Genomic DNA, 23,435 nt, shown 5'->3' on the forward strand with positions numbered 1-23,435 from the left:
CCACACCCTCAACCCCCCCCGCTTACACCGAAACAACCTCCCCCTCCTCCATCACCCCATTGGGCAACATCCCATTCGCTAAATCATGCACCACCGCCTTCGCCATCTCCCCCAAATAATGCGCCGCCCAGGCATAACGGTCCGCTTCTTTGTCCATGGCCGCATCCAATGCGAGCATTTTGGAGCAGTGCAGCAACTCGGAAGCGTGCTCCAGGGCATCACGAATGGGCACGCCGGCATTGACACGGAATAGACGGTGCAGGTTGGGCTGTTTGCCGCAGGTGGAGAAGGTGATGATGCCGAGGGTTTTGTTGAGAGGTGGGTTGATCATTGGGCACCTCCGGGCTGGGCGGTGGTGTGGGTTGCAGTATTACGAGGATATGACCTGTCAGAAATGCTCATGGATCTAGCTCCTAATGTCGAGAAGCTGCCACATTCGTTATCAGGCGAAAGGGTGGCAGCTGTGCGCAGGCTGATAAACCGGGACAATAGGAACCCGGCAGGCCCGAAGGCCTCCCGCGCACAGCCGCCATAACACGGATGTGCGGACGCAAAAAAAGCGCCGGCATGGTGCTGGAGACGCTTGAGCGCCTATTGTTCCACGGGTTATCAGGCCCGGTCACTGAATTTGCAGTGACCGTGCGGAAAGTAGCGCAGAAAGCGGCACGGCTAATAGGCGTTATCTGTGGCGAAAAATTTCGGGAGGGCATTCGAGCAAATAGGCCGGAACTACAACATCACCGCATATGGCCCAAGCACCTTACTCGTCTGCACCAACCCCTGGCGCATCAACATCTCAAGATAACTCCCAGCCTCCATCGGCGGCCGCTTCAACGTCCGCCTTTGCTTCTGCGCCGCCCCCAACACCGCCGCCTGATCCAAATCCCACAGATCCGAAATAAAGTCATCCGGATGCATAGGCTCAATGTCATAGGCAGCCAGGATATGCGCCGGGAAATCTTTCAAATTGAAGGTCACGATAACTTCAGCCTTGCTTCGAATAGCCGCCGCCAGCACATGACGGTCATCAGGATCAGGCAAATCCAAACTCGAACACAGATCCTCGTACCCCGTCACCAATGCATCGGGTATCGCCTTATCCATCAGCGCCGACGTGCAATTGACTTGCTCAGCCGTAAGATCGGATCGGTTCTTGAGCACGTTGCGCTTCCACTCGTCATGAATCTGGCTCGTCCATCGAGCTCGATACAGTCCCGACAAACCAAGCCACATCAGCAAATCCCGGAGTGCCGCCGGGTAGAGAACACACGCATCGTATACCGCGGTAAACGGCGAACACCTCATCCGTCATACCCCATTCCCAACGCCTGAGCTTGTTGCGCCAGCGCTTCCATTGCCTCTTGGCTTTCTTCGTCACGGCGCTGCTTGAACGCCATCAGATCCGAAAACCGGATTCGCCGATGCCGGCCCGTTTTTGTAAACGGAATGGCGCCCTCCTCCAGCATCTTGACCAAGTGCGGGCGCGAAACGTTGAGCAGGTCGGCGGCCTCCTGCGAGGTCAATTCGGCATGCACCGGTACAACCTTGACGGCATTACCGATAGCCAATTCACCCAGGATATCGACCAACAGGCGCAGGGCTGAGGTCGGGAGTACGAGAGTGTGCGGTTTGTCTTCTTTGTCAAAAATGTCGATGCGCTGAGTTTCAAATTTGGTCGAAAGCAAAGACGCCAGCTCTCGCTGGCCTTGCACGGCGGCTTCGACTTCCTTTTCCAGCGGCAGGATCGTTTTGGGGAGTTGATTGGTGATCATGATGCAGCTCCGGCGTTACGCAATTCGTTTGAATCAAAGCTAAACGAAACAAACGAAAATCGCAATATTCGAAACATCCCTGACTAACCAAACGCTAGTCTCTTTTTCCCACACCAACCGTCGAACGAAGCCGACATCAGCCACTGCTCCCACCTCATAGGCTCACTCCCCACACAAGGAAGTGAGCCAGGCATGTCAGAACGCGCGTACCCCATCACCGAAGAAGAACAACTCAAACGGCGGATTCTGACGCCGCAGCCGAAGCGCGTGCCTTATTCACCGCCGATTGATTTATTTGAGCCGCCTCCCGCCCCAGCGCCAACACCCGCCAAACCGCCCGGCTGCGTCTTTACCAAAGCGTGCCAACTGCCCAACGGCATCATTCGCTACAACGACCCCACCGGTTACGTACCGCTGGAGTTGATCAAGGACTATGGCCATTTCGGCCTGTTGGGTGGCCGCGAGGTAGACAGCCGTGGCGCGGTTGCCTTGCGCAAGATCAGCGGCACTGCCCTGCCTGTCGGCTTGGGGCAATTGGCGTTGCGATCGGCGGCAGTGGAGTCGGCAGCGACTGCTGTTGGCACTGTCGCCGGTGGGCTGTTGACTGGGTTGGTCGCGTTGTTATGGCCATCGGCGCTGGGCGATAGCGCGCTCTACAGCGAGGAGCAATTACGTTCGCTGCAACGGGCGCGGTCGCAGATGCGTTTGCATGTCGAGCAGCGTGAGGACGGCACACTCAAGGGATATGGGTTTTACACGGGCAACAACCCCGATTGGCAGATGATTGATGTGGTGCAGTTCCAAAGCCGTGGCGATCAGTGTGTGGCGGATTTGGGAGAGGGCGTGGAGCTGATCTGGACGCCTGCGGTTGATCCGGGCGACACGCTGGGGATTCCCGCTTTGGAGGCTGCGCCGCAAGCGCCGGTGATCTGGATTTATCCGCCGACGGAGAAGGCGGCGCAGATTCTGGTAAACCCGATTTATCCACCGCAGTACCGGGATTTTATTCTGGTGTTCCCGGTGGAGTCGGGGGTTCGGCCGCTGTATGTGGTGGTGAGTGTTCGGGCTGGGGATCACGCTTACCACACCAAGCCGAAACTTCTAGCAGCGTTTCCAAACGCAAGGTGGGCACGCTCGAAAACACCCATGAAAGGTGGAGGTAAACGTCCAAGATGGAAAGACCCTGACGGGACGATCTATGAATGGGACTCCCTCCATGGAGCTGCGGAAAAGTACACAAAGCATGGGGCTCATCTCGGTGAGTTCGACCCTATAACCGGTAAACAAAGAAAACCAGCCGAGCCCAGCAGGAGGGTAGAACCATGAATCATGTGATTATGGGTGTTTTGCCAAACGAGGAGTTTGCATCTTTTGAGCAGGAGCTATTTCTTTCTACAGAAGAGCTAATGCAAATCATGGGTTGGTTGAAGCCGGAGGATTGCGTATTTGATTACCAATTGACGCAAGAGCAAACAATCAATATAGAAAAAGCGTGCGCCCTAAAATTGCCTACCCACCTAGATTTGTTCCTTTGCTCACACGGGTAACCTAACCTTAGAAAATTCAGCTTCATGCGCAGACTTTTCACTGACAAACAAAAAACTCCGACCCTCTCTGGATACCTGAGAGAACTCACCGTCGAGATGAATCTGCAGCAGTTCAATTTTGGGGCTGCTTCGCAGCCCGACGCAGGGCAAGCCTGCTCGCCACAACGAGGCCGTTGGCTCGTAACAGGTGGGGATCATTAATCGGTCATGTTACGCGGCACTTTCTGGTCAAAAACCAGCCGCGCACACAACCCACCCTGCTCCAAATTACTCAACGTCAACCCACACCCAATCTTCCCCACAATCATCTCCACAATCGCCAACCCCAACCCCGCGCCATTGGCGTTGTCCCGGCTGTAAAACCGTTCAAACAAGCGCCCCATCTCCGCCTCAGCAATTCCCGGCCCTTGGTCTTCCACGCTCAAACCCTGCGCGCCGATCACCACCCGCACCTCGCCACCCACCGGCGAAAAGTTAAGCGCATTGGTCACCAGGTTTTGCAGCGCAATCGCCAACGCCACCGGCTCGGTCTGTACCCAACATTCTTCATCGCCTTCCAGCACCAGCTCCACGCCTTTGTCCATGGCCAGTGGCGTTAGCTCGGCGAGTTCTTCGCGCACCAGTTCCGTCAGTTGCACGGGCTTGCGCACGGGGTTGCTCAGTTGTGGCTCGATGCGAGCCATGGTTAGCAGTTGGCTGCCAATGCGTGTGGCGCGGTCTACGCCGTTGACCAGAAAGTCCAAGGCTTCGCGCCGTTGTTCTTCAGTCCCAGCGTTTTGGGCGTTTTGCGCGTGGATGCGCAGGATCGCCAACGGCGTGCGCAGTTCATGGGCGGCGTCGGCGATGAAGCGGCGTTCGCGCTCCAGCAGGTCGTCCATCTGCACCAGCAGCCGGTTGAGTGCGGTTTGCATCGGCTCCAGTTCGTTCGGCAGTGGGTTCACGTTCAGCGGTTGCAGGGCGTTGGTGTTGCGCCCGCGCAGCTTGCGAGCCATGGTGCGCAAGGGCCTCAGCCCCCAGCCGATGGTCAGCCAGATCAGCACGGTCAGCAGCGGCACGCCAATCACGCTGGGCCATAGGGTGTGGCGCACGATGCGCTCGATAACGCTCTGGCGAATGTCGTCGCGCTCGCCCACCCAAATCAGCAGGCCTTGTTGCGGGTCGGCGAGGAGGAAGGCGCACCACTCGTTGCCACTGTCCATCAGGTCATGGGCGCCGAGAGTCGTGGGCGGTGCTGTGAGGACAGGTGCTTCGGCAGAACGCATGAGCAGTTGCCCATCGCTGCGCCAGACCTGGAAGGTCAGGCGGGTCTCGTAAGGATGGGCCACGCCCTCCTCGCCCACGCGGCTCATGGCGTGGTCGAACGCCTCATACAGGCGGCCCCAGTCTGCGTCGCCAGGATCGCGCTGGCGCAGTACGCCTTGCAGCAGGCGGGCACTTTGGGCGAGTTGGGCGTCGTAGACTTCTTCGATTTCGTGGTGGCTGTCGCGCAGCACCAGCCAACTGATCAGGGCGTCGCCGAGCAGGATCAGCACCAGCACCGGAATAAGAATGCGCGCGCGTACCGAGCTCATGGCTTGAGCGCCAGCACATAGCCCACACCGCGCACGGTACGGATCAGCTCTGTGGATAACTTCTTGCGCAGGTTATGGATCAACACTTCCAGCGTGTTGCTCTCAACCCGGTCTTGCCAACCATACAAAGCACGGGACAACCGCTCGCGGGTCACCACTTTGCCAGGGCGCACCATCAACTGGTGCAGCAGTTGGTATTCCATCGGCGTGACGATGATTTCATCGCCCAGGTAGCGCACTTGCTGAGTGGCCGGGTCGAGGCTGACGCCGACGTGTTCGAGCATCGGTTGGGCGCGCCCCTGGCTGCGGCGCAACAGGGCGCGCACGCGGGCTTTGAGTTCCTCGACGTCGAAGGGTTTGATCAGGTAGTCATCGGCGCCAGCATCCAGGCCGGCGATGCGTTCGGCGGTGCCATCGCGGGCGGTGAGGATCAGCACCGGCAGGTCGTGTTGCCCGGCGCGCAGTTGCTGCAACAGATCGAGACCATCGAGGCGCGGCAGGCCGAGATCGAGCAGCAGCAGGTCGAAGCTTTCAGTGCGCAGGGCGTGCAAGGCGCTGAGGCCGTCTTGCAACCAATCCAGGGTGTAGCCTTCGGCGCCCAATGCCACGCGAATGCCTTGGCCGAGGGCGCGGTCATCTTCGACGAGGAGTAGGCGCATAACGAAATCTCTGTAGGAAACGGCGGAATCATGCCGGGTTCCGGTACGCGCTATTCAGCTAAAGATGTTACGGCTCGTTGCCAACTAAGGTTGCGCTAAGGTTGGTTTTGCACTGTGCCGGCAGGTACGGGACCACCTGTCGTTATGCATGCCCACCGGCCGCAGGAAGCGCCTGCCGGATGAACGTGCGCAGTCATCCTTTCTTCTCACAGGTTCCCTATGCGCTGCGCCCTACTGATCTTCAGCCTGCTAGGCGTGTTTATTGCCGCCTGGCTGAGCCATCCACCCCACGTGCTGGCACCGTTTGCCCAGGCGAACCCGAGCCCGGCGAAGGTGGCGGCAGCACCGCAATACACCAGCCGTTTTGTATCGTCACAGCTCACCGACTTTGTGCACTCCTCCTCCGTGACCGCCCTGCCCGGTGGCGACTTGATGGCCGTGTGGTTTGCAGGTTCGCGCGAAGGCGCGGCCGATGTGCAGGTGCGCACGGCGCGGTTTGATGCACGCAGTGGCGAATGGGGCGGCGAGCAGGTGCTGGCCACGCGGGAAAGCACGCGCGACGGCACCCAGCGTTACATTCGCAAGCTGGGCAACCCGGTAATTGCCCTGGGGCCGGATAAACGCCTGTGGATGTTTTACGTGTCGGTGTCAGTCGGCGGCTGGGCCACCAGTGCGATCAACGTGATGGTCTCCGATGATCTCGGCGCGAACTGGTCGGCGCCTCGGCAATTGGTGACGTCGCCGTTTTTCAATATCAGCACCCTGGTGCGCGCCGCGCCCGTGTTCCATGCAGACGGTTCGATTGGGTTGCCGGTGTATCACGAGTTCATGGGCAAGTTTGCCGAGTACCTGTACTTGAGTGCCGACGGCGCGGTGATCGACAAATTCCGTATCAGCCGCGGCAAACATTCGCTGCAGCCAACCATCGTGGCACAGGACGGCCAGCGTGCTGTGGCGATGTTGCGTTACGCCGGTGAAACCCATCACCGCGTGCTCGCCAGCCGCACCGAGGATGCCGGGCAAACCTGGAGCGAGCCGTTCCCGCTGGAACCGGCCAACCCCAATTCATCGCTGGCGGCCGTAGGGACTGAAGACGATGGTCTACTCGTCGCGCTCAACGACCTGCAAGACGGCCGTTTCAAACTCAGCCTCTACGGCACCAACGCGCAGATGACGCAATGGCGCACGGTGGTGCAGTTGGACGAATCCCCGGACCCGCTCGGCCAACCGTTTTCCCCCCAGGCTTATAAAGAAATCATCGGCGAAGGCTTCCGCGCCTCCAGCGGTGCCAAGCGCCTGCCGCTGGAACAGCGCTTTCTGAGCAACCTGGATTACCGCGTGTGCAAACCCCGCGGCTGCGATTTCGAGTACGAGTACCCGTATTTCAGCCGTAGCCCGGACGGCATGTATCACTTGGTGTACTCGTGGAATAACACTTTTATCAAACATGTCAGCTTCAACGAAGCCTGGCTGGCGGAGCGCTTGTGATGATGGCGTTGTGGCAAGCCCATTTGAGTTTTGTATTGCTGGGGTTTGTGCTGCTCAGCACGTTGCGGTTTACCGCGCCGTGGCGGCCATGGTTGTTGCCGGTGTTGGTGGTGCTGAGCTTTATTCCGGTGAATGAACTGCCGTTGGCGGCGTATGTGCGCAGTTTTACCGATGACCTGGCGATCAGCACCTTGGTGTTGTTGGCGTGGGTGGCGGTGTGCCGGTTGGGGCTGGTGCAGCCGCTTGGCCGGGCACATCAGGTGCAACTGTTGGTGCTGTTTGGCGGGCTGTGCCTGGTGCTGTACCCGGCGGCGATGGGGCTGACGTATGTCGACCCGTACCGTTGGGGGTTTAACCCTCGGCCGATGATTGTGCTGGTAGGTGCGCTGGCGCTGTTGATGCTGGCGCTGCGCAACAGGCTGGCCGTGTGGATGCTGGCGGTGGGCACGTTGGCGTTTGCGCTGCGGCTCAAGGCGTCGGAGAACTATTGGGACTACCTGGTAGACCCGCTGTTGATGGGCTACTGCGCCGTCGCTGGATTAATTCAATTGAAACTGTGGGAGCGGGCTTGCTCGCGAATGCGCCGTGTCGGTCAGAACATCGTTAGTTGACAGACCGCTTTCGCGAGCAAGCCCGCTCCCACATTTGCTTTGTGGTGTTAAGGAAATTTAGTTGAGGTTAATGATGACTGCGTTGCAATCACGCCGCCTGCGCTACGGCGTGGGCGCGATCGGGTTGGTGTTTGTGTTGCTGGCCGCGTTGCGGTTGGTGTTTTTAATCAGCTTTTCCGGCCTGAATTTAAATACCGAGGGCTTGCTGGAAACCTTCGGCATCGGCCTGCGTTTCGACCTGCGCCTGGCGGTGGTGCTCCTGCTACCCGTGGCCGTGCTCGCCTGGCTGCCGCGCTGGAACCTTATCACCCTGCCTGCCCTGCGCTGGCTGGCACGCGTCTATCTGCTGATTGCACTGGCCGTGGTTGGCCTCATCTACATCATCGACTTCGGCCACTATGCCTATCTAGGCGTGCGCATTAACGCGACGGTGCTGCGCTATCTGCAAGACGCGCAGATTTCTCAACAGATGGTGTGGGAAACCTACCCGGTGCTGTGGATAACTGCTTGTTGGTTGGCGGCAGTGGCTTTGTGGGTGTGGGCGCTGGTTTGCCTGGAGCGATTGACCCTGGATCGTGCGCCAAAAACCATCGGCAAACTCACAGTGGCGTCGGTGTCCGTGATCGGTGTGGTTATGGTGCTGCTAGCCCTGCTGGGCCGCGTGGCCAACCTCAACCTGGAAAACCCGGTGCCGCTGCGCTGGAGCGATGCGTTCTTCTCCGGCAACAGCCAGGTCGCCGCCGTGGGCCTGAACCCGGTACTGTTTTTGTACGACACGCTCAAGGTTGGCCAGTCGCAATTCGATGAAGCCCAAGTGCGCAGGCATTACCCGCAAGTGGCCGAGTACCTGGGCGTTGAGCGGCCTGACGCGCAGCAGCTGAATTTCAGCCGCGAACAAGGCGTGCAGCCCTACAAACTGCCCGGCGAGCGCCCGCCCAACGTAGTCTTCGTTATGCTCGAGTCCCTGGGCACCAGCGCGGTCGGCGCCTATGGCAACCCACTGAACCCCACGCCGAATCTGGATAAGCTGGCGACACAAAGCTGGTTCTTCAAACACTTCTATGTGCCCGTCACCGGCACTGCCAAAACCGTGTGGGCGAGCATCACCGGAGTGCCCGACGTGACCCGCCAGGAGACCGCTACGCGCAACCCGCTGATCACGCGGCAACACACGTTGATCAACGCCTTCGAGGGTTACCAGAAGTTCTACATGATCGGCGGCAACGCCGGCTGGGCGAATATCAACGCACTGATCCGCCAGAGCATCGACGGCGTGCAGCTGTTTGACGAAAGCCACTGGCGTTCGCCCCGCGTGGACGTGTGGGGCATCTCTGACCTGGACCTGTTCAAGGAAGGCGACCAGTTATTGCGCGCCACACCCAACGGCCAGCCGTTCTTTGCCTACCTGCAAACCTCCGGCAACCATCGGCCGTTCACCATTCCAAAACAAAACGACGGTTTTCAGTTAAACAACGTAACCCTGGAGCAAGCACAGGCCGCTGGCTCACGCAGTGTCGAACAATACAATGCAGTACGTTTGCTGGACTTCAACATCGGTCGCCTGATGGACATCGCCAAGGCCGGTGGCTGGTATGACAACAGCATTTTTGTGTTCTTCGGCGACCACAACACGCGCATCAGCCAGATCCCGCACATGGCGCCTGCCTTCGAGCAACTGGGCCTGGAAAGCAACAATGTGCCGTTGCTGATCCACGCACCGGGGCTTGAGCCACGCGTTATCGAGGAGGCCGTGGGCCTGGCGGACTTGCTGCCGACCGTCGCCGGCATGGCGGGCGTGCCGTTTCGCAACGGTGCGATGGGCCGCGATATCCAGCAACCGGCACCGGAAGGCGAACGTGTGGTGCCACTGGTGTTGCACGAAGGCACCTTCCCGATTATCGGCGGCGTGACCCAGCACTTCCTGTTGCAGATGCAGCACGACGGCGGCTCACCGACCTTGCATGACCTGGCGTCGCAAACGCCACGCGAAGATGTGGCCGAGCAGCATCCCGAAGAGTTTCAGCGCCTGCAGGGGCTGACCCGTGGGCTGCATGAAAGTGCGCGGTTGATGCTGTTCAGGAACGTGCGCGAATGATTACTTGGGCTGGAAGGTTTCCAGGTAGGCCAGGATGTTTTCGATCTTTTCCGGGTCGCTGATACCCCAGAAGATCATGCGCGTACCGCTCACCACCTTCTTCGGCGCCTCGATATAGGCCGCGAGTTTGTCGCGGGTCCAGACCACGCCGGAGTTTTTCATCGCATCGGAATACTGATAGTCGGTGGTGGTGCCGGCAGGTCGACCGATGATGCCGTTCAGCTCAGGCCCGAAACCACCGCGCGCGCCTTCACCGATGCTGTGGCAGCCGCCGCAGGTCTTGCTGAACAGTTTGCCGCCCGCCTCGGCATCGCCGGCCGCCAAGGCCGGGGCGGAGTTGAGGATCAGGGCGAGGGTCAGTAAGGCATACTTCATGCAGGGCTCCACAGCGGGCAACGGTGCGGCAATTATGCCTGTATCCACCTTCGCGTGCCGCTATGGGCAACCCCGCGCAACCGCTCTAAAACGACCACCCATCGTTTAAAAAACATCCAATCGAACCTATTCAGCCAGCGCCCACTCCACCTTACTGAACCCTGATGGTGGAGTAAGGATCATGGCTCAGCCATCGATTTTGGTATTGGAAGACGACGAGATCATTCGTGCGTTAATGGTGGATGTATTGGAGGACTTCGGCGCACATGTGACGTCGTTTCCTTCGGCGGATGAAGGCATGATTTATCTGGAACGCGGCGATGACCCGGTGGACCTGATCGTCAGTGATATCCAGATGCCGGGGTTACTCAATGGCTATGACTTGAGCAAGGTGGTCGCGCATCGCTGGCCGTCGGTGCCGGTGGTGCTCACTTCTGGCAATACCAAGCTGGCGGCGCAACTGGGCGGCTCGGTGCGGTTTTTACCCAAGCCCTGGAGTGCGGAACATTTGGTTGAGTGCGTACAGACAGCACTGACCCAGCAAGGCGCCTCCCTGCACTAATAGCGTCGCGACATCACTTAAACCGAACTTGCTGCAGTGCCCTGTGGTCATTCATTACTCAAGGAGCGACTTTTCTGATCCGCCGGTCAGGCTTTTCGCCTTGTGCGTACAGTTGACGGCAATGAGTTGTGTAGAATCGTCGCCCATTTCACGCGTCATTCATGGCCTCAAGGCCCACAGTTCGAGCTTATTGAATGCATTCACAGGCCCATGACGTCAGTGCGCCCTCATTGCTGGAAGCGTTGCGCACAGGCACGGGTTTGCTGCATGTGGCGCTGGAAAAGCGCTTGCCGTTTTTCTCTGAGCAACTGGATGCCAACGGGTATCGGCGCTTGCTCCAGGCGTACTACGGGTTTTATGGGCCGATGGAAGCAGCGTTGTACGACTGTGGCTTGATCCCCGACGGATATGACTCTGTACTGCGTGTGAAAACACCCACACTACTGGGCGACTTGCGCGCCCTGGGCTTGAATGATTACGCCATCAACGCCCTGCCCCGCTGCACTCGACACCCAACCTTCGACACCCCCGCTGCCTGCCTTGGTGCCCTCTATGTTCTGGAAGGCGCCACCCTGGGCGGCCAAGTGCTGCGCCGGGAAATGGCCCGGCGCCTGGGTGTACACGCCGATAACGGCGGAGCATTCCTTGATGTGTACGGCACCGAAACCGGTCGGCGCTGGAAAGACTTTCTCGATTACCTGGGCCGCCTGCCGCTGGATGCTGACGCAAAACAGCGCGCGGTCGATGCGGCCCGTTCCACATTCAGTGGCTTTGAGCAATGGCTCGCCAGCCAGGAGGTACTGCTATGAAACCCGAAGATTTTGAAGAACTGCTTGCCAACTGTGCCGACGAACCGATTCGCTTCCCGGGCGCGATCCAGCCCCACGGTGTGCTGTTGACGTTGTCGGAGCCTGAGCTGCACATCACTCAGGTCAGCGCCAACGTGGCCAGCTTGTTCGGCCACGCACCCGAGGCGCTGCTGGGCCAGCCGTTGCACCAGTTAATTGGCGTTGAACCCGCCCAAGCCGTGCAATCAATCGCTGAAAACAATGCGTTTTTTGACGCGCCGGCGCTGCATGTCACGCTCAATGGTGCTGAATATGAAGGCTTGCTGCATCGCCATCAGAACGTGCTCGTGCTGGAATTCGAACCGCGCCTTGCAGATTTCAAACCCCGCGCCCTGAATGGCCGCACCAGTGACCTGGGCAAGATGCTGCAACGCTTGCAGTCGGCGAAAACCCTGCAGGCGCTGTACGAAATCAGCGTGGCTGAGATCCAGGCCATGACCGGTTACGACCGGGTGCTGATCTATCGCTTTGAAGAAGAAGGCCACGGCCAGGTGATTGCCGAAGCGTCGGCGCCGTCCATGGAGCTGTTCAACGGGTTGTTTTTCCCCGCGTCCGACATTCCCGAGCAGGCCCGCGAGCTGTACCGCACCAACTGGCTGCGCATCATCCCGAACGCTGCCTATGAGCCGGTGCCGCTGCTGCCCAAGCTGCGGCCGGGCACTGACCAGCCGCTGGACTTGAGCTTCGCTACCCTGCGCAGTGTGTCGCCGATTCACTGCCAATACATGCAAAACATGGGCGTGCTGTCGTCCATGAGCATCTCGTTGATGGCCGGCGATAAGCTGTGGGGCCTGATCAGCTGCGGCAACCGCGAGCCCTTGCTGGTACCCAATGACCTGCGAGTTGCCTGCCAGACCATCGGCCAGGTGTTGTCGCTGCAGATCAGCGCCATGGAAGCCCTGGACTTGAGCCGTCAGCGCGAAGAGAAAGTCGACGCCCTGGCACTGCTGGACCGGGCGATGAAATCCTCGGAGCAAAACGTTTTCGATGGCCTGGCCCAGCAGCCCCAGGTGTTGATGGACCTGGCCCTGTCGGGCGGCGTGGCGATCATCGAAGACAAGCAATTGCACCGTTACGGCAATTGCCCCGAGCCTGCGCAGATTCGTGCGCTGCACAAGTGGCTGCAAGAAAGTGGCGAGCCGGTGTTTTCCAGCCATAACCTGACGTCGGTGTACCCGCCTGCCGCCGAGTTCCAGCAAGTGGCCAGCGGCGTTCTGGCCATGAGCCTGCCTAAGCCTGTGGATAACGGCGTGTTGTGGTTTCGCCCGGAAGTCAAAGAGAACATCAACTGGAGCGGTGACCCGAACAAGCCGCTGAACCTGGAAAGCTCCGACGCCGGTTTGCGCCTGCGCCCACGCACCTCGTTTGAAATCTGGAAAGTCGAAATGGCCGGCATCTCCACCAAGTGGAGCCACGGCGACCGGTTTGCCGCCAACGACCTGCGCCGTTCCGCCCTGGAAAATGACCTGGCCCGCCAAGTGCTGCGCGAACAGCAAGCCGTGCGTGCGCGTGATGAGCTGGTGGCGGTGGTATCCCACGATCTGCGCAACCCGATGACGGTTATCTCGATGCTCTGCGGCATGATGCAAAAAGCCTTCAGCTCCGACGGCCCACACACCTCACGGCGGATTTCCTCGGCCATCGACACCATGCAACAGGCCGCCGGGCGCATGAATGTGCTGCTGGAAGATTTGCTCGACACCTCGAAAATCGAGGCCGGGCGTTATGTGGTCAAGCCAGTGTCGTTGGACGTCAGCCAGATGTTCGAAGAGGCCTATTCGCTGCTCGCACCCTTGGCGATGGAGAAAGCTATCGATCTGTCGTTCAACGCCGAGCCCGGCCTGCTGATCCATGCCGACCCGGAGCGCCTGTTCCAGGTGCTGTCGAACCTGATCGGCAATGCCATCAAGTTCACCCCACGCCAGGGCAATATCGGCATCAGCGCCATGAGCAATGGCGAAGACATTGTGTTTTCGGTGCGCGACTCCGGCGAAGGTATTGCGCCTGAGCAGTTGCCCCATGTGTTTGATCGCTACTGGACCCAGACCGAAAACAACCCCACCGGCAGTGGTTTGGGGCTGTATATCACCCAAGGCATCGTGCAGGCACACGGCGGGCGAATCGAGGCTGAGAGTGAGTTGGGGCGTGGCAGTGAGTTCCGGTTTACGGTGCCCAAGCCTGCCTGAAACGCGCGGAACCCTGAGATTCAAATATGCGGAAACCTATGGCCGGGAACGTTAACCCGGCCAATGCCACTGAGTCGGTGCGCAGTCAAAGGGAGTATTGATGCGACAACCCCTTTCCCATTGAGCAAGAGGCTTCCCCATGGATATCTTCCACATGCTCCCCGGTTTTCAGTTCAACATAGCTTTCCACATGACCAACCAAATAACTGACATCGCCTTCCAGACTGCGCAAAAGCACTCACGTCCTGACAGCAACCCCATGATGCAAAACGCACCACCCAAGCCCAAGCCTTATCGAATGTCCCTGGACTCCCTGGGGCAAGGCCGGTTGCTTTAACGCAACCAGGGCAATCGGCTGCCAGGTGTCTGCTGCAAGCTGTTAACAAAACGCTGACATCCTCTGCGTTACCCTTTTAAGTCCTACCTTGTATGAGCTGCTTGCTGCATGCCGCAATCCGACACACTGCCCGCCGTCATTGCCGGCCCAATGCTACGGCGCCTGGAACCCCAGCGCCTGGTGATCTGGCTGGTGGGCAGTCGTGTCCTGCCATTGGCCTTGAAGCTGCAAGCGCCTGAAGGCCAAACACTGACGATCGATCTGGACACCCAGCAGTGCCAAGTCGTGCCCATTGGCCGCCACGCCTTTATCCACCTGATCGACGTTGCCCTGAGCGAAGCCCTGCCTCTGGACGTGGTCATCGACTACGACCTGCTGGTTGACGGCTGTCGCATTGCACAATGGGCGCCGCACCTGCTGTATGCCGACGCTCCATCGGCGAATTTCGTATTGCATAGCCGCATCCACCAGTTGGTGCATGGCTCGTGCCGCAAACCCCATCACCACGCCGATGACGGTTTGCTATGCGTAGACCGCCTGCTGGCTGACGCACACGCACCGGCTGAGCGCCCGGCGCTGTTAATGATGAGCGGCGACCAGGTTTACGCCGACGATGTAGCCGGCCCCATGCTGCGGGCGATTCATGCGCTGATCGCACGGCTGGAATTGTTCGACGAATACCTGGAAGGCGCCGTGGTGGATGACAGCGCCAGCCTCTACGGGCATCGCGCCAGCTATTACCACCGCGCGGATCTGCTGCCCGCACTGGACAGCAACGAGACCCTGCGCGAACGCTTTTTCGGCGGTGTGAAAAAACCGATCTTTACCAGCAGTACCGCCGATAACCACTTGGTAACTTTTGCCGAAGTGCTGGCGATGTACCTGTTGGTGTGGTCGCCCACGCCCTGGACCCTGATCACGCCACAGCCGCCGTCATTAAGTGCGCCGGAACAACTGCGCTATGACCGTGAGCAGGTGCAGGTGGATCGGTTCCGTGTCGGCCTGCCCGGTGTTGCGCGGGTTTTCGCGCACCTGTCGACGCTGATGATCTTTGACGATCACGACATCACCGACGACTGGAACCTCAGCGCCCAATGGGAGGCCACCGCCTACGGCCATCCATTCTCCAAACGCATCATCGGCAATGCCCTGCTCGCTTATATGCTGTGCCAGGGCTGGGGCAACCAGCCGGATGTGTTTGGCGAACTGCTGGAACACACCCAGGCTCTGGCCGCCAAGACTCAAGACAACCACCTGCACGCCGCTGCGCAGGATGAACTGCTGCAACGCCTGCTGAAATTTCAGCACTGGCATTACGTGCTGCCCACCACACCCGCGCTGGTAGTGCTCGACACTCGCACCCGGCGCTGGCGCAGTGAGTTCGCGCTCAAGCAACCCTCCGGCCTGCTGGACTGGGAGGCTTTGAGCGAACTGCAACAGGCCTTGCTGGACCACCCGTCGGCCATCATCGTCTCGCCTGCGCCAATCTTCGGCGTCAAGCTGATCGAGACGGTGCAAAAAGTCTTCAGTTGGTGCGGCTACCCATTGCTGGTAGACGCCGAAAACTGGATGGCCCATCGCGGCGCCGCCCAGGTGATCCTGAATATCTTCCGCCACTCGCGCACGCCAGGTAACTACGTGATCCTGTCGGGCGATGTGCATTACTCGTTCGTCTATGAGGTGCTGATTCGCCACCGCAGCGCTGGCCCAAAAATCTGGCAGATCACCAGCAGCGGCATCAAGAACCAGTTCCCGGCACGCTTGCTGGAGTGGTTCGACCGCCTCAACCGCTGGCTCTACTCACCGCGCTCGCCACTCAACGGTTTCACACGCCGACGCACCATGCAGGTAGTACCGCATATCCCGGAACATGCCGAGGCGGGTGAACGGCTGTGGAATTCGGCGGGCATCGGCCAAGTGTTCTTCAATGAGCTGGGCCAGCCGGAGGCGATTTACCAGCACAACGCGGACGGAAAGCCTCGAACGCGCATGGTGGCGCCGGAGTAAGTTTTCCTACGCATGGAAAATTATTCTCGCACCCACCTTTCAGAAAGTTCATAACGCTTTATTTTTAATGATTTTTTTTGAAACCCTTCAACCTCAGCAACTCACAAAATAAGTGCCAGGCTCTGACCAATCTTCGCGAAAAGCCCTCTTAATCGCCGATTGCCTTATGAACCTATTTTGGTACGCTCTCCATGAACAACATACCTCTTGTGTTGAGCGTCGCATTTTACCGAACGGAGGCTGGCAACGAGCCCGTGCGTGACTGGCTGATGGAATTACCCAGGGACTCAAAAAAACTGATAGGCACTGACATAAAGTCGGTACAACTCGGATGGCCGCAAGGGATGCCGTTGGTTAGAAAGCTGGAGCATCGCCTTTGGGAGGTCCGAACCGATCTCGGTGAAAATGCTGCACGCGTCATTTTTACGTTGGTCGCCAGCCAAATGGTTTTGCTGCACGGCTTCATTAAAAAGAGCCAGAAAACACCATTAGTCGACCTGAATACTGCCAAACATCGCAAAACAAGCTGTGAGGAACATCCCATGAATAAGCATATCGGCTCCAACTTTGATGATTTTCTCAGTGATGATGGGCTCATAGAAGAGGTCTCTGCCGGGGCGTTGAAGCGTGTTATTGCCTGGCAGTTGGCAGAGGCGATGAAGGCGCAGAAGGTCAGCAAGAAAGCGCTGGCCGAACGTATGCATACCAGCCGTACCGCCGTCGATCGAGCGCTGGACCAAAACGACGCGGGCATGACACTGTCCACCCTGGCCTGTGCGGCAAGGGCTTTGGGTCAACATGTAGAAATACGCCTCGTATCGAACACGCAAGCAAGGCCCGCAAGGGCGTGAAAGCTCGCGCCAGGCGAGCACAACGTATATATCTTCACCTGTTGATTAATGGCCTATCGCCACACCACTAAAGCAGCACATTCAGCCTATTCAAAGCGCGCAAGCCGCGATGTAGAGTAACCTCAGCCACGGTGTACCGGCGTCAATGAAGACTGGCCGTAGGAGCCAGCATCGGCAGGGAAGCGCACAGATGAACGAGACATCCGGCAATAAACCGTTGCTCAATAACTTTTCCGAACTCAACGCCGACATGTTGCATGCGGTGATGGAACTGGTAAGCGACGGTATCTGGGACTGGAATGCCAACACGGGGTTCGTGTACCGCAGCCCCGGCTGGTACATGATGCTTGGCTACCCCCGCCACTCTCTGGAGAACAGCGTGTTCACCTGGGAGAACGTGATCCACCCCGAAGATTACCCACGCGTAATGGCCGTTTTTGATGACTACATCAGCCAACGCGCGCCCTATTACCAGGCCGAGTATCGTTGCCGCAAGGCTGATGGCACTTACCTGTGGATCGAAGACCGTGGCTACGTCATTGCACGTAACCCCGACAATTCAGTGGCGCGCATGGTCGGTGCGCACCGCGATATCCATACACGCAAAATCTCCATCGAACAGCTGCAACAGCGCAACCAGTCGCTGGAAGCGCTGGTGGCCGAACGCACCCGTGAATTATCGCGGGTCAATCAGCAACTGCAAATGCAGTTGGACGAGAACCGCTCCCTGGCCGAACAGGATGCCCTGACACGCATCGCCAACCGTTATCGCCTGGAGAAGGTGCTGCTGGAGGAGTGCGACCGTGCCGAGCGCTTCCGCGTACCGCTGGCCTTGGTGGCCATGGATATCGATGACTTCAAGCCGATCAACGACAAACAGGGTCACGGCGTCGGCGACCAGACCCTGGTGAGCGTGGTAGACAGCCTGGAAACCTGTATGCGCCCAGGCGACTTGCTCGCGCGCTGGGGTGGCGATGAGTTTATGGTGGTCCTGCCCAAAAGCACATTGGACACCGCCAGGCAATTGGCTGAACGTATCCGTCAGGCCATCGCCGAGATGCCCGCCGTGGGCGACTTCAAGGTCACCCTGAGCCTGGGCATAGTGGAGCGGCGGATGGGCGAAACGCCCGCCGCCCTGATGGCACGTGCCGATCAAGCACTGTACCGATCCAAGGCGGCGGGCAAGGATGTGGTCTCGGAGTGATGTGGGAGCTGGCTTGCCAGCTCCCACTTAAGGCAGCGCTCAGTCAACGCACCGGCGGTGCGTACTGAATGCCGCCATTGCTCCACAACGCATTAAGCCCGCGTTTGATCTTCAGCACGCTGCCCTGGCCGATATTGCGTTCGAATACCTCGTCGTAGTTACCCACTTGCTTGACGATCTGCACCACCCAATCCTTGCGCAACTTCAGGTCTTTGCCGTAATCGCCGTCTGCACCGAGCAAGCGTGCAACGTCGGGGTTCTGGGTGGACTTTGCCTGGGCCTCGACATTTTGCGAGGTGATGCCCATTTCTTCGGCATTGAGCATGGCGAACAAGGTCCACTTGACGATGCTGAACCACTCATCGTCGCCCTTGCGTACCAGCGGCCCCAACGGCTCTTTGGAGATCACCTCCGGCAGCACCACGAACTCATCCGCGTGGGCCATCTTGATGCGCTGGGCATACAGGCCCGACTGGTCGGTGGTGAGCACGTCGCAACGTCCGGCTTCCAGGCCCTTGGCGCTCTCATCGGCGGTGTCGAAGGTGATCGGCGTGTACTTCATGCCGTGGGTGCGAAAGTAATCGGAAACGTTGAGTTCGGTGGTGGTGCCGGCCTGGATGCAGACGGTCGCGCCATCGAGTTGCTTGGCGCCGGTCACGCCCAACTTGTGGTTGACCAGAAAGCCGATACCGTCGTAATAGGTCACGCCGGCAAACACCAGGCCCATGCCGGAATCGCGCGAGCTGGTCCAGGTGGTGTTGCGCGAGATCAGGTCGATTTCGCCCGATTGCAGCGCGGTGAAACGCTCCTTGGCGGTCAACTGGGTGAACTTCACTTTTGACGCATCGCCAAACACGGCGGCGGCGACGGCGTGGCACACGTCCACATCAAGGCCGGTCATCCTGCCCTGGCTGTCGGGCACGCCGAAGCCCGGCAAGCCGTCACTGACGCCGCACTGGATAAAGCCTTTTTTCTGGATCGCGTCCAGTGTCACACCCGCGTGGGCGCTGCCGGCAAGCGCAATGGCCGTGGCGGCGAGGATAGTTTTAAGGTGGTTCATGCGAGGCACTCCCTGTGTATCTTTTATTATTCGGCGCCGCACTGCCCGCGCCGGTTTCTGAGGTTGCCCGGCAGTATTGTCAGGTTTGCAGCGTGGCCACAAACGACCTTTAGGCAACAGCTCCTTCCGATTTGGAATGACCCGGCGACTTTATTTCGTTTGCGGCAAGCCTGGGCGCGCGGCTTAGATAAATACACGTCCGCCATTGCCGAGTCCCCGATTCATGAGCCGCGAAAGCATCAGCCAGTCGATTTCCATCGTTCACCCCATCAGCCTTAGCCACGGTAAAAATGCCGAGGTGTGGGACACCACGGGCAAGCGCTATATCGATTTTGTCGGTGGCATTGGCGTGCTTAACCTCGGGCACTGTCACCCAGGTGTGGTGGAGGCGATTCGCGAACAAGCCACCCGGCTTACCCACTATGCGTTCAACGCCGCGCCGCACGCGCCCTACATCGAGCTGATGGATCGCCTTTGTGCGTTTATCCCGGTGGATTACGCGGTGAGCGGCATGCTCACCAACAGCGGCGCGGAAGCGGCGGAAAACGCCTTGAAAATCGTGCGCGGCGCCACCGGCCGCACGGCGGTGATCGCCTTTGACGGTGCCTTCCACGGCCGCACCCTGGCCACGCTTAACCTCAATGGCAAGGTAGCGCCATACAAGCAAAAAGTCGGTGTGCTGCCTGGCCCGGTGTATCACCTGCCCTACCCCAGCGCCGATAACGACGTGACCTGCGCCGAAGCCCTGAAGGCCATGGACCGTCTGTTCAGTGTGGAAATCGACGTAAACGATGTAGCCTGTTTCATCATCGAACCGGTGCAGGGCGAAGGCGGCTTTCTGGCCCTGGACATCGAGTTCGCCCAGGCCCTGCGCCGCTTCTGTGATGCGAAAAACATCCTGCTGATTGCCGACGAAATCCAGTCCGGCTTCGGGCGTACCGGCCAGCGCTTTGCGTTCTCGCGCCTGGGTATCGAACCGGATCTGATCCTGCTCGGCAAAAGCATCGCCGGGGGCGTGCCATTGGGCGCGGTGGTCGGGCGCAAGGCGCTGCTCGACAACTTGCCCAAAGGCGGCCTGGGTGGCACCTATTCCGGCAACCCGATTGCCTGCGCAGCGGCGTTGGCAACATTGGACGCGATGACTGATGAACACCTGCAAACCTGGGGCTCACAGCAAGAGGCCGCCATCGTCCGCCGTTATGCCGCCTGGCGCGAGCAGCAACTGTCGCCCTATCTGGGCCGCCTGACCGGCGTGGGTGCCATGCGCGGCATCGAGCTGGCCCATGCCGACGGCACGCCCGCGCCCCAGCAACTGACCCAACTGCTCAGCCTGGCGCGCGATGCCGGCTTGCTGCTGATGCCCAGCGGCAAATCGCGGCATATCATCCGCCTGCTGGCACCGCTGACTACTGAGCCTACGGTGCTGGAGCAAGGCCTGGATATTCTTGAGGACTGCCTTAAGCAGCTGGCTTAATAGCGCGCATCCACCGGTTTGCCGCCGTTGGGCCAGTCTTTGACCTTGTCCGGGAAATCCGGGCGCGGTTGGCCAGAGAAGTACGCCGCCACGTCCACCGCTTCCTGGTCCGACAAGCCGCCCTGCCCCAACGGGAATTTCTCGTGGAAGCCGATCGGCATGTTGCGCTTCACAAACGCCGCCGCAGTGTAAGGCCGTGCCATACCGGCGCCGATGTTGAACGACTGCTCGCCCCACAGTGGCGGGTACACCAGCTCGCCGTCGGCACGCGCCAGGCCTTGGCCGTTATCGCCATGGCACACCGCGCATTGCTTGGCATACACCTGCTTGCCGTTGTCCAGGTCCGGCTTGATCGCCGGGTCGATCTTCCCCACGCCGCGCCCGGCGACTTTATCTTCAGGGCGGGTGTTGTTTTTCATCCAGTCGAAATACGCGACCATCGCCTGCATATCCGCCGACTGCGGCGCCAGTGGCTTGCCGTTCATGGAACGGCGGAAACAGCCATTGATGCGCTCCTCCAGCGTGACCACCTTGCCCGCACGCGGCGCGTAACTGGGGAAAAATGCCGACACGCCCACAAACGGCGAACCGTCCGCCACGGTGCCGGCGTTGAGATGGCAACTGGTGCAGTTAAGCGAATTGCCGACGTTATCCGGCAGCAGCGCCTTGGTTTGCAGGTGCAGGCGCATGCCGCGAATAACCTGGCCGGCGTTCGGTGCGGCGAGCAAATCTGCCAGCCTTGGGGTTTCGAAGGCCGACGAATCGGTGCTGGCAGGGTTGAGTTGGTCGCGCAGTGTCTTCACCTGGGCAGCGCTGATAGGTGTGCCTGCGTTGCCCCAACCGGTGCGCACGAAGGTCAGGATCTCGGCGATTTCCTGATCGGCCAGCCGGCTGAAACCGGGCATGGTGTAGACCCTCGGGTGGGCAGCGGTTTGCGCGGTTTCCCAACCGGTCAGGGTGATATGCAACAGCGAAGACGGGTTGTTCGAGGCAATGCTCGGGTTACCGGCCAAGGGTGGAAACAGGCCTTTAACGCCAGCGCCGTCACTGCGGTGACAATCACTGCAAAACTGCATATAACCCAGGCCGCCACGGCTGGTGAACAAGTCGGCTGGCGGTGCGGCAGGTGCATGGGCGACCGATGGCATTGGCAGGTCGTCTTTACCCGGCGGCAGGGACTTGAGGTAACTGGCGATGGCCGTAAGGTCGTCATCGCTGAAATGCTGGGTGCTGTGGTGGATCACATCGGCCATGTTGCCGGCGACCGTGGCAAAGCGGTTCTGCCCGGTCTTGAGCAGTTGCACGGTGTCTGGCACCGTCCACAGGTTGCGCAGGCTCAGGGCTCGCCAGTGCTCGACGGTTTCCCCGGCCAGGTAATGCCGGCCGCTGCGGCCCGCATCGCTCATGGCTTTTTCCTGGAAGGCGATGCCCCGTGGCGTGTGGCACGAGCCGCAATGCCCCAGGCCCTGGACCAGGTAGGCACCACGGTTGAGCACCGCGCTACGCTGCGGGTCAGGTTGGAACGGTTGCTTGTCGAGAAAGGCAAAATTCCACAGCGCCAGGCCCCAGCGCTGATTGAACGGGAAGCCCATGTCCGCCTCTAGATTGGCCTGTTGCACCGGCTCGACGCCTTGCATCAGGTAGGCGTACAGGGCGCGCATGTCCTCGTCGCTCATCTTCGCGTAAGACGGATACGGCATCGCCGGGTAAAGGTTCATGCCCGCCGGTGTCACGCCTTCACGCATCACCTTGTCGAACTGCTCGAAGCTGTAGTTGCCGATACCGGTGGCGCGGTCCGGCGTGATGTTGCTCGAATAAATCGTGCCCATCGGCGTGCTCAGCTCCAGCCCGCCAGCCATCACCTGGCCTTGCTTGGCGGTATGGCAGGCGATGCAGTCGCCCAGTTGGGCCACGTATTTACCCTGTTCTATTTGGGTTGGGGTGGCGTGCAGAGGTAGCGCAAGACACAGCGTCGCCCCCAGCAAGGCCAGGCGGGACAATGAAAAGGCCATCGCATTAATCCTTTAATAACCTGGCGTGGAGTAGCCCCCTCGGCGCAGGCCAGCGGTTGTTTTTATGGGTTCATCAGGCCGCTGTGTTGTAACGGGTTTTGTGGTGGAGGGTGTTGATGTGGGTCAGCTGTAAAAATGATGACAACGCCAAGCGCGTGACCGTTGATAGGATGCCCCTTGTAGACATGTACGCATTTCTGTACGTTTCAGCCATCAATGAGGAGACCTGCATGGAAACTATCAACTACACCAAAGCCCGCGCTCATTTGTCCGAAACGATGGACCGAGTTAACGAAGATCACATCCCGCTGCTGCTGACACGACAAAAAGGCGAGCCGGTGGTGATGATCTCGCTGTCAGAATTCAATGCTCTTGAAGAGACAGCCTATCTGCTGCGTTCGCCAAAAAATGCTGAACGTCTCATCAACTCAGTCAACAGCTTGCGAGCCGGTAAAGCCAAGCCAAGGCGGTTGATTGAAGAATGAAAATACTTTTTACCCCTGAAGGCTGGGACGACTACCTCTGGTTTCAACAAAACGACAAGGCAGGCCTCAAGCGTATAAACCTGCTGATCAAAGCGATCCAAAGAGACCCCTTTGATGGTGTCGGCAAACCTGAACCTCTCAAACACAACCTGAGTGGCTTCTGGTCCCGCAGAATCACTGCCGAGCATCGACTTGTTTATGGTATTGAGGCGGATGAAGTACAAATTTTGATGTGCCGCTATCATTACTGACCGAGCTCACATCGCCTGATCTGCTCCTCTCCTGAAAGTA

Annotated in this window: 23 protein-coding genes and 1 pseudogene; 16 read left to right on the top strand and 8 right to left on the bottom strand. The window is 59.3% G+C overall.

Annotated features, from left to right (window positions below; translation table 11 throughout):
• Window positions 1-22 precede the first annotated feature (22 nt).
• From K0H48_RS20740 to K0H48_RS20750, 3 genes are all read right to left on the bottom strand, one after another.
• The gene (locus K0H48_RS20740; RefSeq protein WP_219268953.1) at window positions 23-331 is read right to left on the bottom strand and encodes a DUF3077 domain-containing protein; all 309 of its coding nucleotides are present in this window, start codon (window positions 329-331) and stop codon (window positions 23-25) included.
• A gap of 398 nt (window positions 332-729) precedes the next feature.
• A complete protein-coding gene (locus K0H48_RS20745) occupies window positions 730-1,305 on the bottom strand; it encodes a PIN domain-containing protein (RefSeq protein WP_219268954.1) in 576 nt (191 codons plus the stop codon).
• Window positions 1,302-1,772 (bottom strand): helix-turn-helix domain-containing protein, encoded by a 471-nt coding sequence (locus tag K0H48_RS20750; RefSeq protein ID WP_017135424.1) that lies wholly within the window; start codon window positions 1,770-1,772, stop codon window positions 1,302-1,304. Before K0H48_RS20750 ends, K0H48_RS20745 begins: the two co-directional genes overlap by 4 nt.
• A 192-nt stretch (window positions 1,773-1,964) precedes the next feature.
• Between K0H48_RS20750 and K0H48_RS20755 the strand changes: the two genes are divergently transcribed.
• Window positions 1,965-3,098 carry a colicin E3/pyocin S6 family cytotoxin gene (locus tag K0H48_RS20755; protein WP_219268955.1) on the top strand — a complete coding sequence of 378 codons (1,134 nt, stop codon included), beginning with the start codon at window positions 1,965-1,967 and terminating at the stop codon, window positions 3,096-3,098.
• Window positions 3,095-3,319: a hypothetical protein gene (locus K0H48_RS20760; RefSeq protein WP_219268956.1), complete on the top strand. Its 225-nt coding sequence runs from the start codon at window positions 3,095-3,097 to the stop codon at window positions 3,317-3,319. The genes K0H48_RS20755 and K0H48_RS20760 overlap by 4 nt, the downstream gene beginning before the upstream one ends.
• 197 nt (window positions 3,320-3,516) lie before the next feature.
• On the opposite strand, the gene K0H48_RS20765 is transcribed toward K0H48_RS20760, so the two are convergent.
• Together K0H48_RS20765 and K0H48_RS20770 are read right to left on the bottom strand one after the other, a co-directional pair.
• Window positions 3,517-4,890 carry an ATP-binding protein gene (locus K0H48_RS20765; protein WP_219268957.1) on the bottom strand — a complete coding sequence of 458 codons (1,374 nt, stop codon included), beginning with the start codon at window positions 4,888-4,890 and terminating at the stop codon, window positions 3,517-3,519.
• The gene (locus tag K0H48_RS20770; RefSeq protein WP_219268958.1) at window positions 4,887-5,549 is read right to left on the bottom strand and encodes a response regulator; all 663 of its coding nucleotides are present in this window, start codon (window positions 5,547-5,549) and stop codon (window positions 4,887-4,889) included. The genes K0H48_RS20765 and K0H48_RS20770 overlap by 4 nt, the downstream gene beginning before the upstream one ends.
• A 219-nt stretch (window positions 5,550-5,768) precedes the next feature.
• On the opposite strand from K0H48_RS20770, the gene K0H48_RS20775 reads away from it, so the two are divergent.
• From K0H48_RS20775 to K0H48_RS20785, 3 genes are all read left to right on the top strand, one after another.
• Complete coding sequence (locus K0H48_RS20775; RefSeq protein WP_219268959.1) at window positions 5,769-7,037, top strand: exo-alpha-sialidase; 1,269 nt, start codon at window positions 5,769-5,771, stop codon at window positions 7,035-7,037.
• Window positions 7,037-7,648 (top strand): hypothetical protein, encoded by a 612-nt coding sequence (locus tag K0H48_RS20780; RefSeq protein WP_219268960.1) that lies wholly within the window; start codon window positions 7,037-7,039, stop codon window positions 7,646-7,648. Before K0H48_RS20775 ends, K0H48_RS20780 begins: the two co-directional genes overlap by 1 nt.
• A gap of 73 nt (window positions 7,649-7,721) precedes the next feature.
• The gene (locus K0H48_RS20785) at window positions 7,722-9,743 is read left to right on the top strand and encodes an LTA synthase family protein (RefSeq protein WP_219268961.1); all 2,022 of its coding nucleotides are present in this window, start codon (window positions 7,722-7,724) and stop codon (window positions 9,741-9,743) included.
• Here K0H48_RS20785 and K0H48_RS20790 read toward each other — a convergent pair whose 3' ends face one another.
• Window positions 9,744-10,118 (bottom strand): cytochrome c family protein, encoded by a 375-nt coding sequence (locus tag K0H48_RS20790; protein ID WP_219268962.1) that lies wholly within the window; start codon window positions 10,116-10,118, stop codon window positions 9,744-9,746.
• A 181-nt stretch (window positions 10,119-10,299) separates the two neighbouring features.
• Here K0H48_RS20790 and K0H48_RS20795 point away from each other — a divergent pair, with 181 nt between their 5' ends.
• The 8 genes and pseudogenes from K0H48_RS20795 to K0H48_RS20830 all read left to right on the top strand — a co-directional run bounded on the left by K0H48_RS20795 (window position 10,300) and on the right by K0H48_RS20830 (window position 18,113).
• Complete coding sequence (locus tag K0H48_RS20795) at window positions 10,300-10,680, top strand: response regulator (protein WP_219268963.1); 381 nt, start codon at window positions 10,300-10,302, stop codon at window positions 10,678-10,680.
• A gap of 194 nt (window positions 10,681-10,874) precedes the next feature.
• Window positions 10,875-11,489 carry a biliverdin-producing heme oxygenase gene (locus K0H48_RS20800; RefSeq protein WP_219268964.1) on the top strand — a complete coding sequence of 205 codons (615 nt, stop codon included), beginning with the start codon at window positions 10,875-10,877 and terminating at the stop codon, window positions 11,487-11,489.
• Window positions 11,486-13,714: an ATP-binding protein gene (locus tag K0H48_RS20805; protein WP_219268965.1), complete on the top strand. Its 2,229-nt coding sequence runs from the start codon at window positions 11,486-11,488 to the stop codon at window positions 13,712-13,714. Before K0H48_RS20800 ends, K0H48_RS20805 begins: the two co-directional genes overlap by 4 nt.
• 139 nt (window positions 13,715-13,853) lie before the next feature.
• Entirely contained in the window at window positions 13,854-14,051 is a 198-nt protein-coding gene (locus tag K0H48_RS20810; RefSeq protein WP_219268966.1) for a hypothetical protein, read from the top strand.
• Between the two features lie 108 nt (window positions 14,052-14,159).
• Window positions 14,160-16,058, top strand: coding sequence for an alkaline phosphatase D family protein (locus K0H48_RS20815; protein WP_219268967.1), 1,899 nt, complete (start codon window positions 14,160-14,162; stop codon window positions 16,056-16,058).
• 191 nt (window positions 16,059-16,249) lie between these two features.
• Window positions 16,250-16,579: pseudogene (locus K0H48_RS20820) on the top strand (type II toxin-antitoxin system RelE/ParE family toxin); the annotation flags it as partial.
• A 21-nt stretch (window positions 16,580-16,600) separates the two neighbouring features.
• Entirely contained in the window at window positions 16,601-16,909 is a 309-nt protein-coding gene (locus tag K0H48_RS20825; protein WP_219269034.1) for a helix-turn-helix transcriptional regulator, read from the top strand.
• 190 nt (window positions 16,910-17,099) lie between these two features.
• Window positions 17,100-18,113, top strand: coding sequence for a sensor domain-containing diguanylate cyclase (locus K0H48_RS20830; protein WP_219268968.1), 1,014 nt, complete (start codon window positions 17,100-17,102; stop codon window positions 18,111-18,113).
• A gap of 43 nt (window positions 18,114-18,156) precedes the next feature.
• Here K0H48_RS20830 and K0H48_RS20835 read toward each other — a convergent pair whose 3' ends face one another.
• A complete protein-coding gene (locus K0H48_RS20835; RefSeq protein ID WP_219268969.1) occupies window positions 18,157-19,173 on the bottom strand; it encodes an amino acid ABC transporter substrate-binding protein in 1,017 nt (338 codons plus the stop codon).
• A 223-nt stretch (window positions 19,174-19,396) separates the two neighbouring features.
• Here K0H48_RS20835 and K0H48_RS20840 point away from each other — a divergent pair, with 223 nt between their 5' ends.
• The gene (locus K0H48_RS20840; RefSeq protein ID WP_219268970.1) at window positions 19,397-20,647 is read left to right on the top strand and encodes an aspartate aminotransferase family protein; all 1,251 of its coding nucleotides are present in this window, start codon (window positions 19,397-19,399) and stop codon (window positions 20,645-20,647) included.
• Here the strand turns inward: K0H48_RS20840 and K0H48_RS20845 are convergent.
• A complete protein-coding gene (locus K0H48_RS20845) occupies window positions 20,644-22,659 on the bottom strand; it encodes a c-type cytochrome (RefSeq protein WP_219268971.1) in 2,016 nt (671 codons plus the stop codon). The two genes, K0H48_RS20840 and K0H48_RS20845, sit on opposite strands and share 4 nt — an antisense overlap.
• 230 nt (window positions 22,660-22,889) lie before the next feature.
• On the opposite strand from K0H48_RS20845, the gene K0H48_RS20850 reads away from it, so the two are divergent.
• Together K0H48_RS20850 and K0H48_RS20855 are read left to right on the top strand one after the other, a co-directional pair.
• Window positions 22,890-23,144: a type II toxin-antitoxin system prevent-host-death family antitoxin gene (locus tag K0H48_RS20850; RefSeq protein ID WP_099489639.1), complete on the top strand. Its 255-nt coding sequence runs from the start codon at window positions 22,890-22,892 to the stop codon at window positions 23,142-23,144.
• Window positions 23,141-23,395: a Txe/YoeB family addiction module toxin gene (locus K0H48_RS20855; protein ID WP_219268972.1), complete on the top strand. Its 255-nt coding sequence runs from the start codon at window positions 23,141-23,143 to the stop codon at window positions 23,393-23,395. The genes K0H48_RS20850 and K0H48_RS20855 overlap by 4 nt, the downstream gene beginning before the upstream one ends.
• Window positions 23,396-23,435 lie beyond the last annotated feature (40 nt).

The sequence above is a fragment of the Pseudomonas sp. Xaverov 259 genome (assembly GCF_019352915.1).
In the GTDB taxonomy this organism is placed as follows: domain Bacteria; phylum Pseudomonadota; class Gammaproteobacteria; order Pseudomonadales; family Pseudomonadaceae; genus Aquipseudomonas.

Bases quoted from the DNA above. Each gene is read 5' to 3' on its own strand.
- K0H48_RS20740 (WP_219268953.1), bottom strand. From the start codon at position 331: ATGATCAACCCACCTCTCAACAAAACCCTCGGCATCATCACCTTCTCC.
- K0H48_RS20745 (WP_219268954.1), bottom strand. From the start codon at position 1,305: ATGAGGTGTTCGCCGTTTACCGCGGTATACGATGCGTGTGTTCTCTAC.
- K0H48_RS20750 (WP_017135424.1), bottom strand. From the start codon at position 1,772: ATGATCACCAATCAACTCCCCAAAACGATCCTGCCGCTGGAAAAGGAA.
- K0H48_RS20755 (WP_219268955.1), top strand. From the start codon at position 1,965: ATGTCAGAACGCGCGTACCCCATCACCGAAGAAGAACAACTCAAACGG.
- K0H48_RS20760 (WP_219268956.1), top strand. From the start codon at position 3,095: ATGAATCATGTGATTATGGGTGTTTTGCCAAACGAGGAGTTTGCATCT.
- K0H48_RS20765 (WP_219268957.1), bottom strand. From the start codon at position 4,890: ATGAGCTCGGTACGCGCGCGCATTCTTATTCCGGTGCTGGTGCTGATC.
- K0H48_RS20770 (WP_219268958.1), bottom strand. From the start codon at position 5,549: ATGCGCCTACTCCTCGTCGAAGATGACCGCGCCCTCGGCCAAGGCATT.
- K0H48_RS20775 (WP_219268959.1), top strand. From the start codon at position 5,769: ATGCGCTGCGCCCTACTGATCTTCAGCCTGCTAGGCGTGTTTATTGCC.
- K0H48_RS20780 (WP_219268960.1), top strand. From the start codon at position 7,037: ATGATGGCGTTGTGGCAAGCCCATTTGAGTTTTGTATTGCTGGGGTTT.
- K0H48_RS20785 (WP_219268961.1), top strand. From the start codon at position 7,722: ATGACTGCGTTGCAATCACGCCGCCTGCGCTACGGCGTGGGCGCGATC.
- K0H48_RS20790 (WP_219268962.1), bottom strand. From the start codon at position 10,118: ATGAAGTATGCCTTACTGACCCTCGCCCTGATCCTCAACTCCGCCCCG.
- K0H48_RS20795 (WP_219268963.1), top strand. From the start codon at position 10,300: ATGGCTCAGCCATCGATTTTGGTATTGGAAGACGACGAGATCATTCGT.
- K0H48_RS20800 (WP_219268964.1), top strand. From the start codon at position 10,875: ATGCATTCACAGGCCCATGACGTCAGTGCGCCCTCATTGCTGGAAGCG.
- K0H48_RS20805 (WP_219268965.1), top strand. From the start codon at position 11,486: ATGAAACCCGAAGATTTTGAAGAACTGCTTGCCAACTGTGCCGACGAA.
- K0H48_RS20810 (WP_219268966.1), top strand. From the start codon at position 13,854: ATGGATATCTTCCACATGCTCCCCGGTTTTCAGTTCAACATAGCTTTC.
- K0H48_RS20815 (WP_219268967.1), top strand. From the start codon at position 14,160: ATGCCGCAATCCGACACACTGCCCGCCGTCATTGCCGGCCCAATGCTA.
- K0H48_RS20825 (WP_219269034.1), top strand. From the start codon at position 16,601: ATGAATAAGCATATCGGCTCCAACTTTGATGATTTTCTCAGTGATGAT.
- K0H48_RS20830 (WP_219268968.1), top strand. From the start codon at position 17,100: ATGAACGAGACATCCGGCAATAAACCGTTGCTCAATAACTTTTCCGAA.
- K0H48_RS20835 (WP_219268969.1), bottom strand. From the start codon at position 19,173: ATGAACCACCTTAAAACTATCCTCGCCGCCACGGCCATTGCGCTTGCC.
- K0H48_RS20840 (WP_219268970.1), top strand. From the start codon at position 19,397: ATGAGCCGCGAAAGCATCAGCCAGTCGATTTCCATCGTTCACCCCATC.
- K0H48_RS20845 (WP_219268971.1), bottom strand. From the start codon at position 22,659: ATGGCCTTTTCATTGTCCCGCCTGGCCTTGCTGGGGGCGACGCTGTGT.
- K0H48_RS20850 (WP_099489639.1), top strand. From the start codon at position 22,890: ATGGAAACTATCAACTACACCAAAGCCCGCGCTCATTTGTCCGAAACG.
- K0H48_RS20855 (WP_219268972.1), top strand. From the start codon at position 23,141: ATGAAAATACTTTTTACCCCTGAAGGCTGGGACGACTACCTCTGGTTT.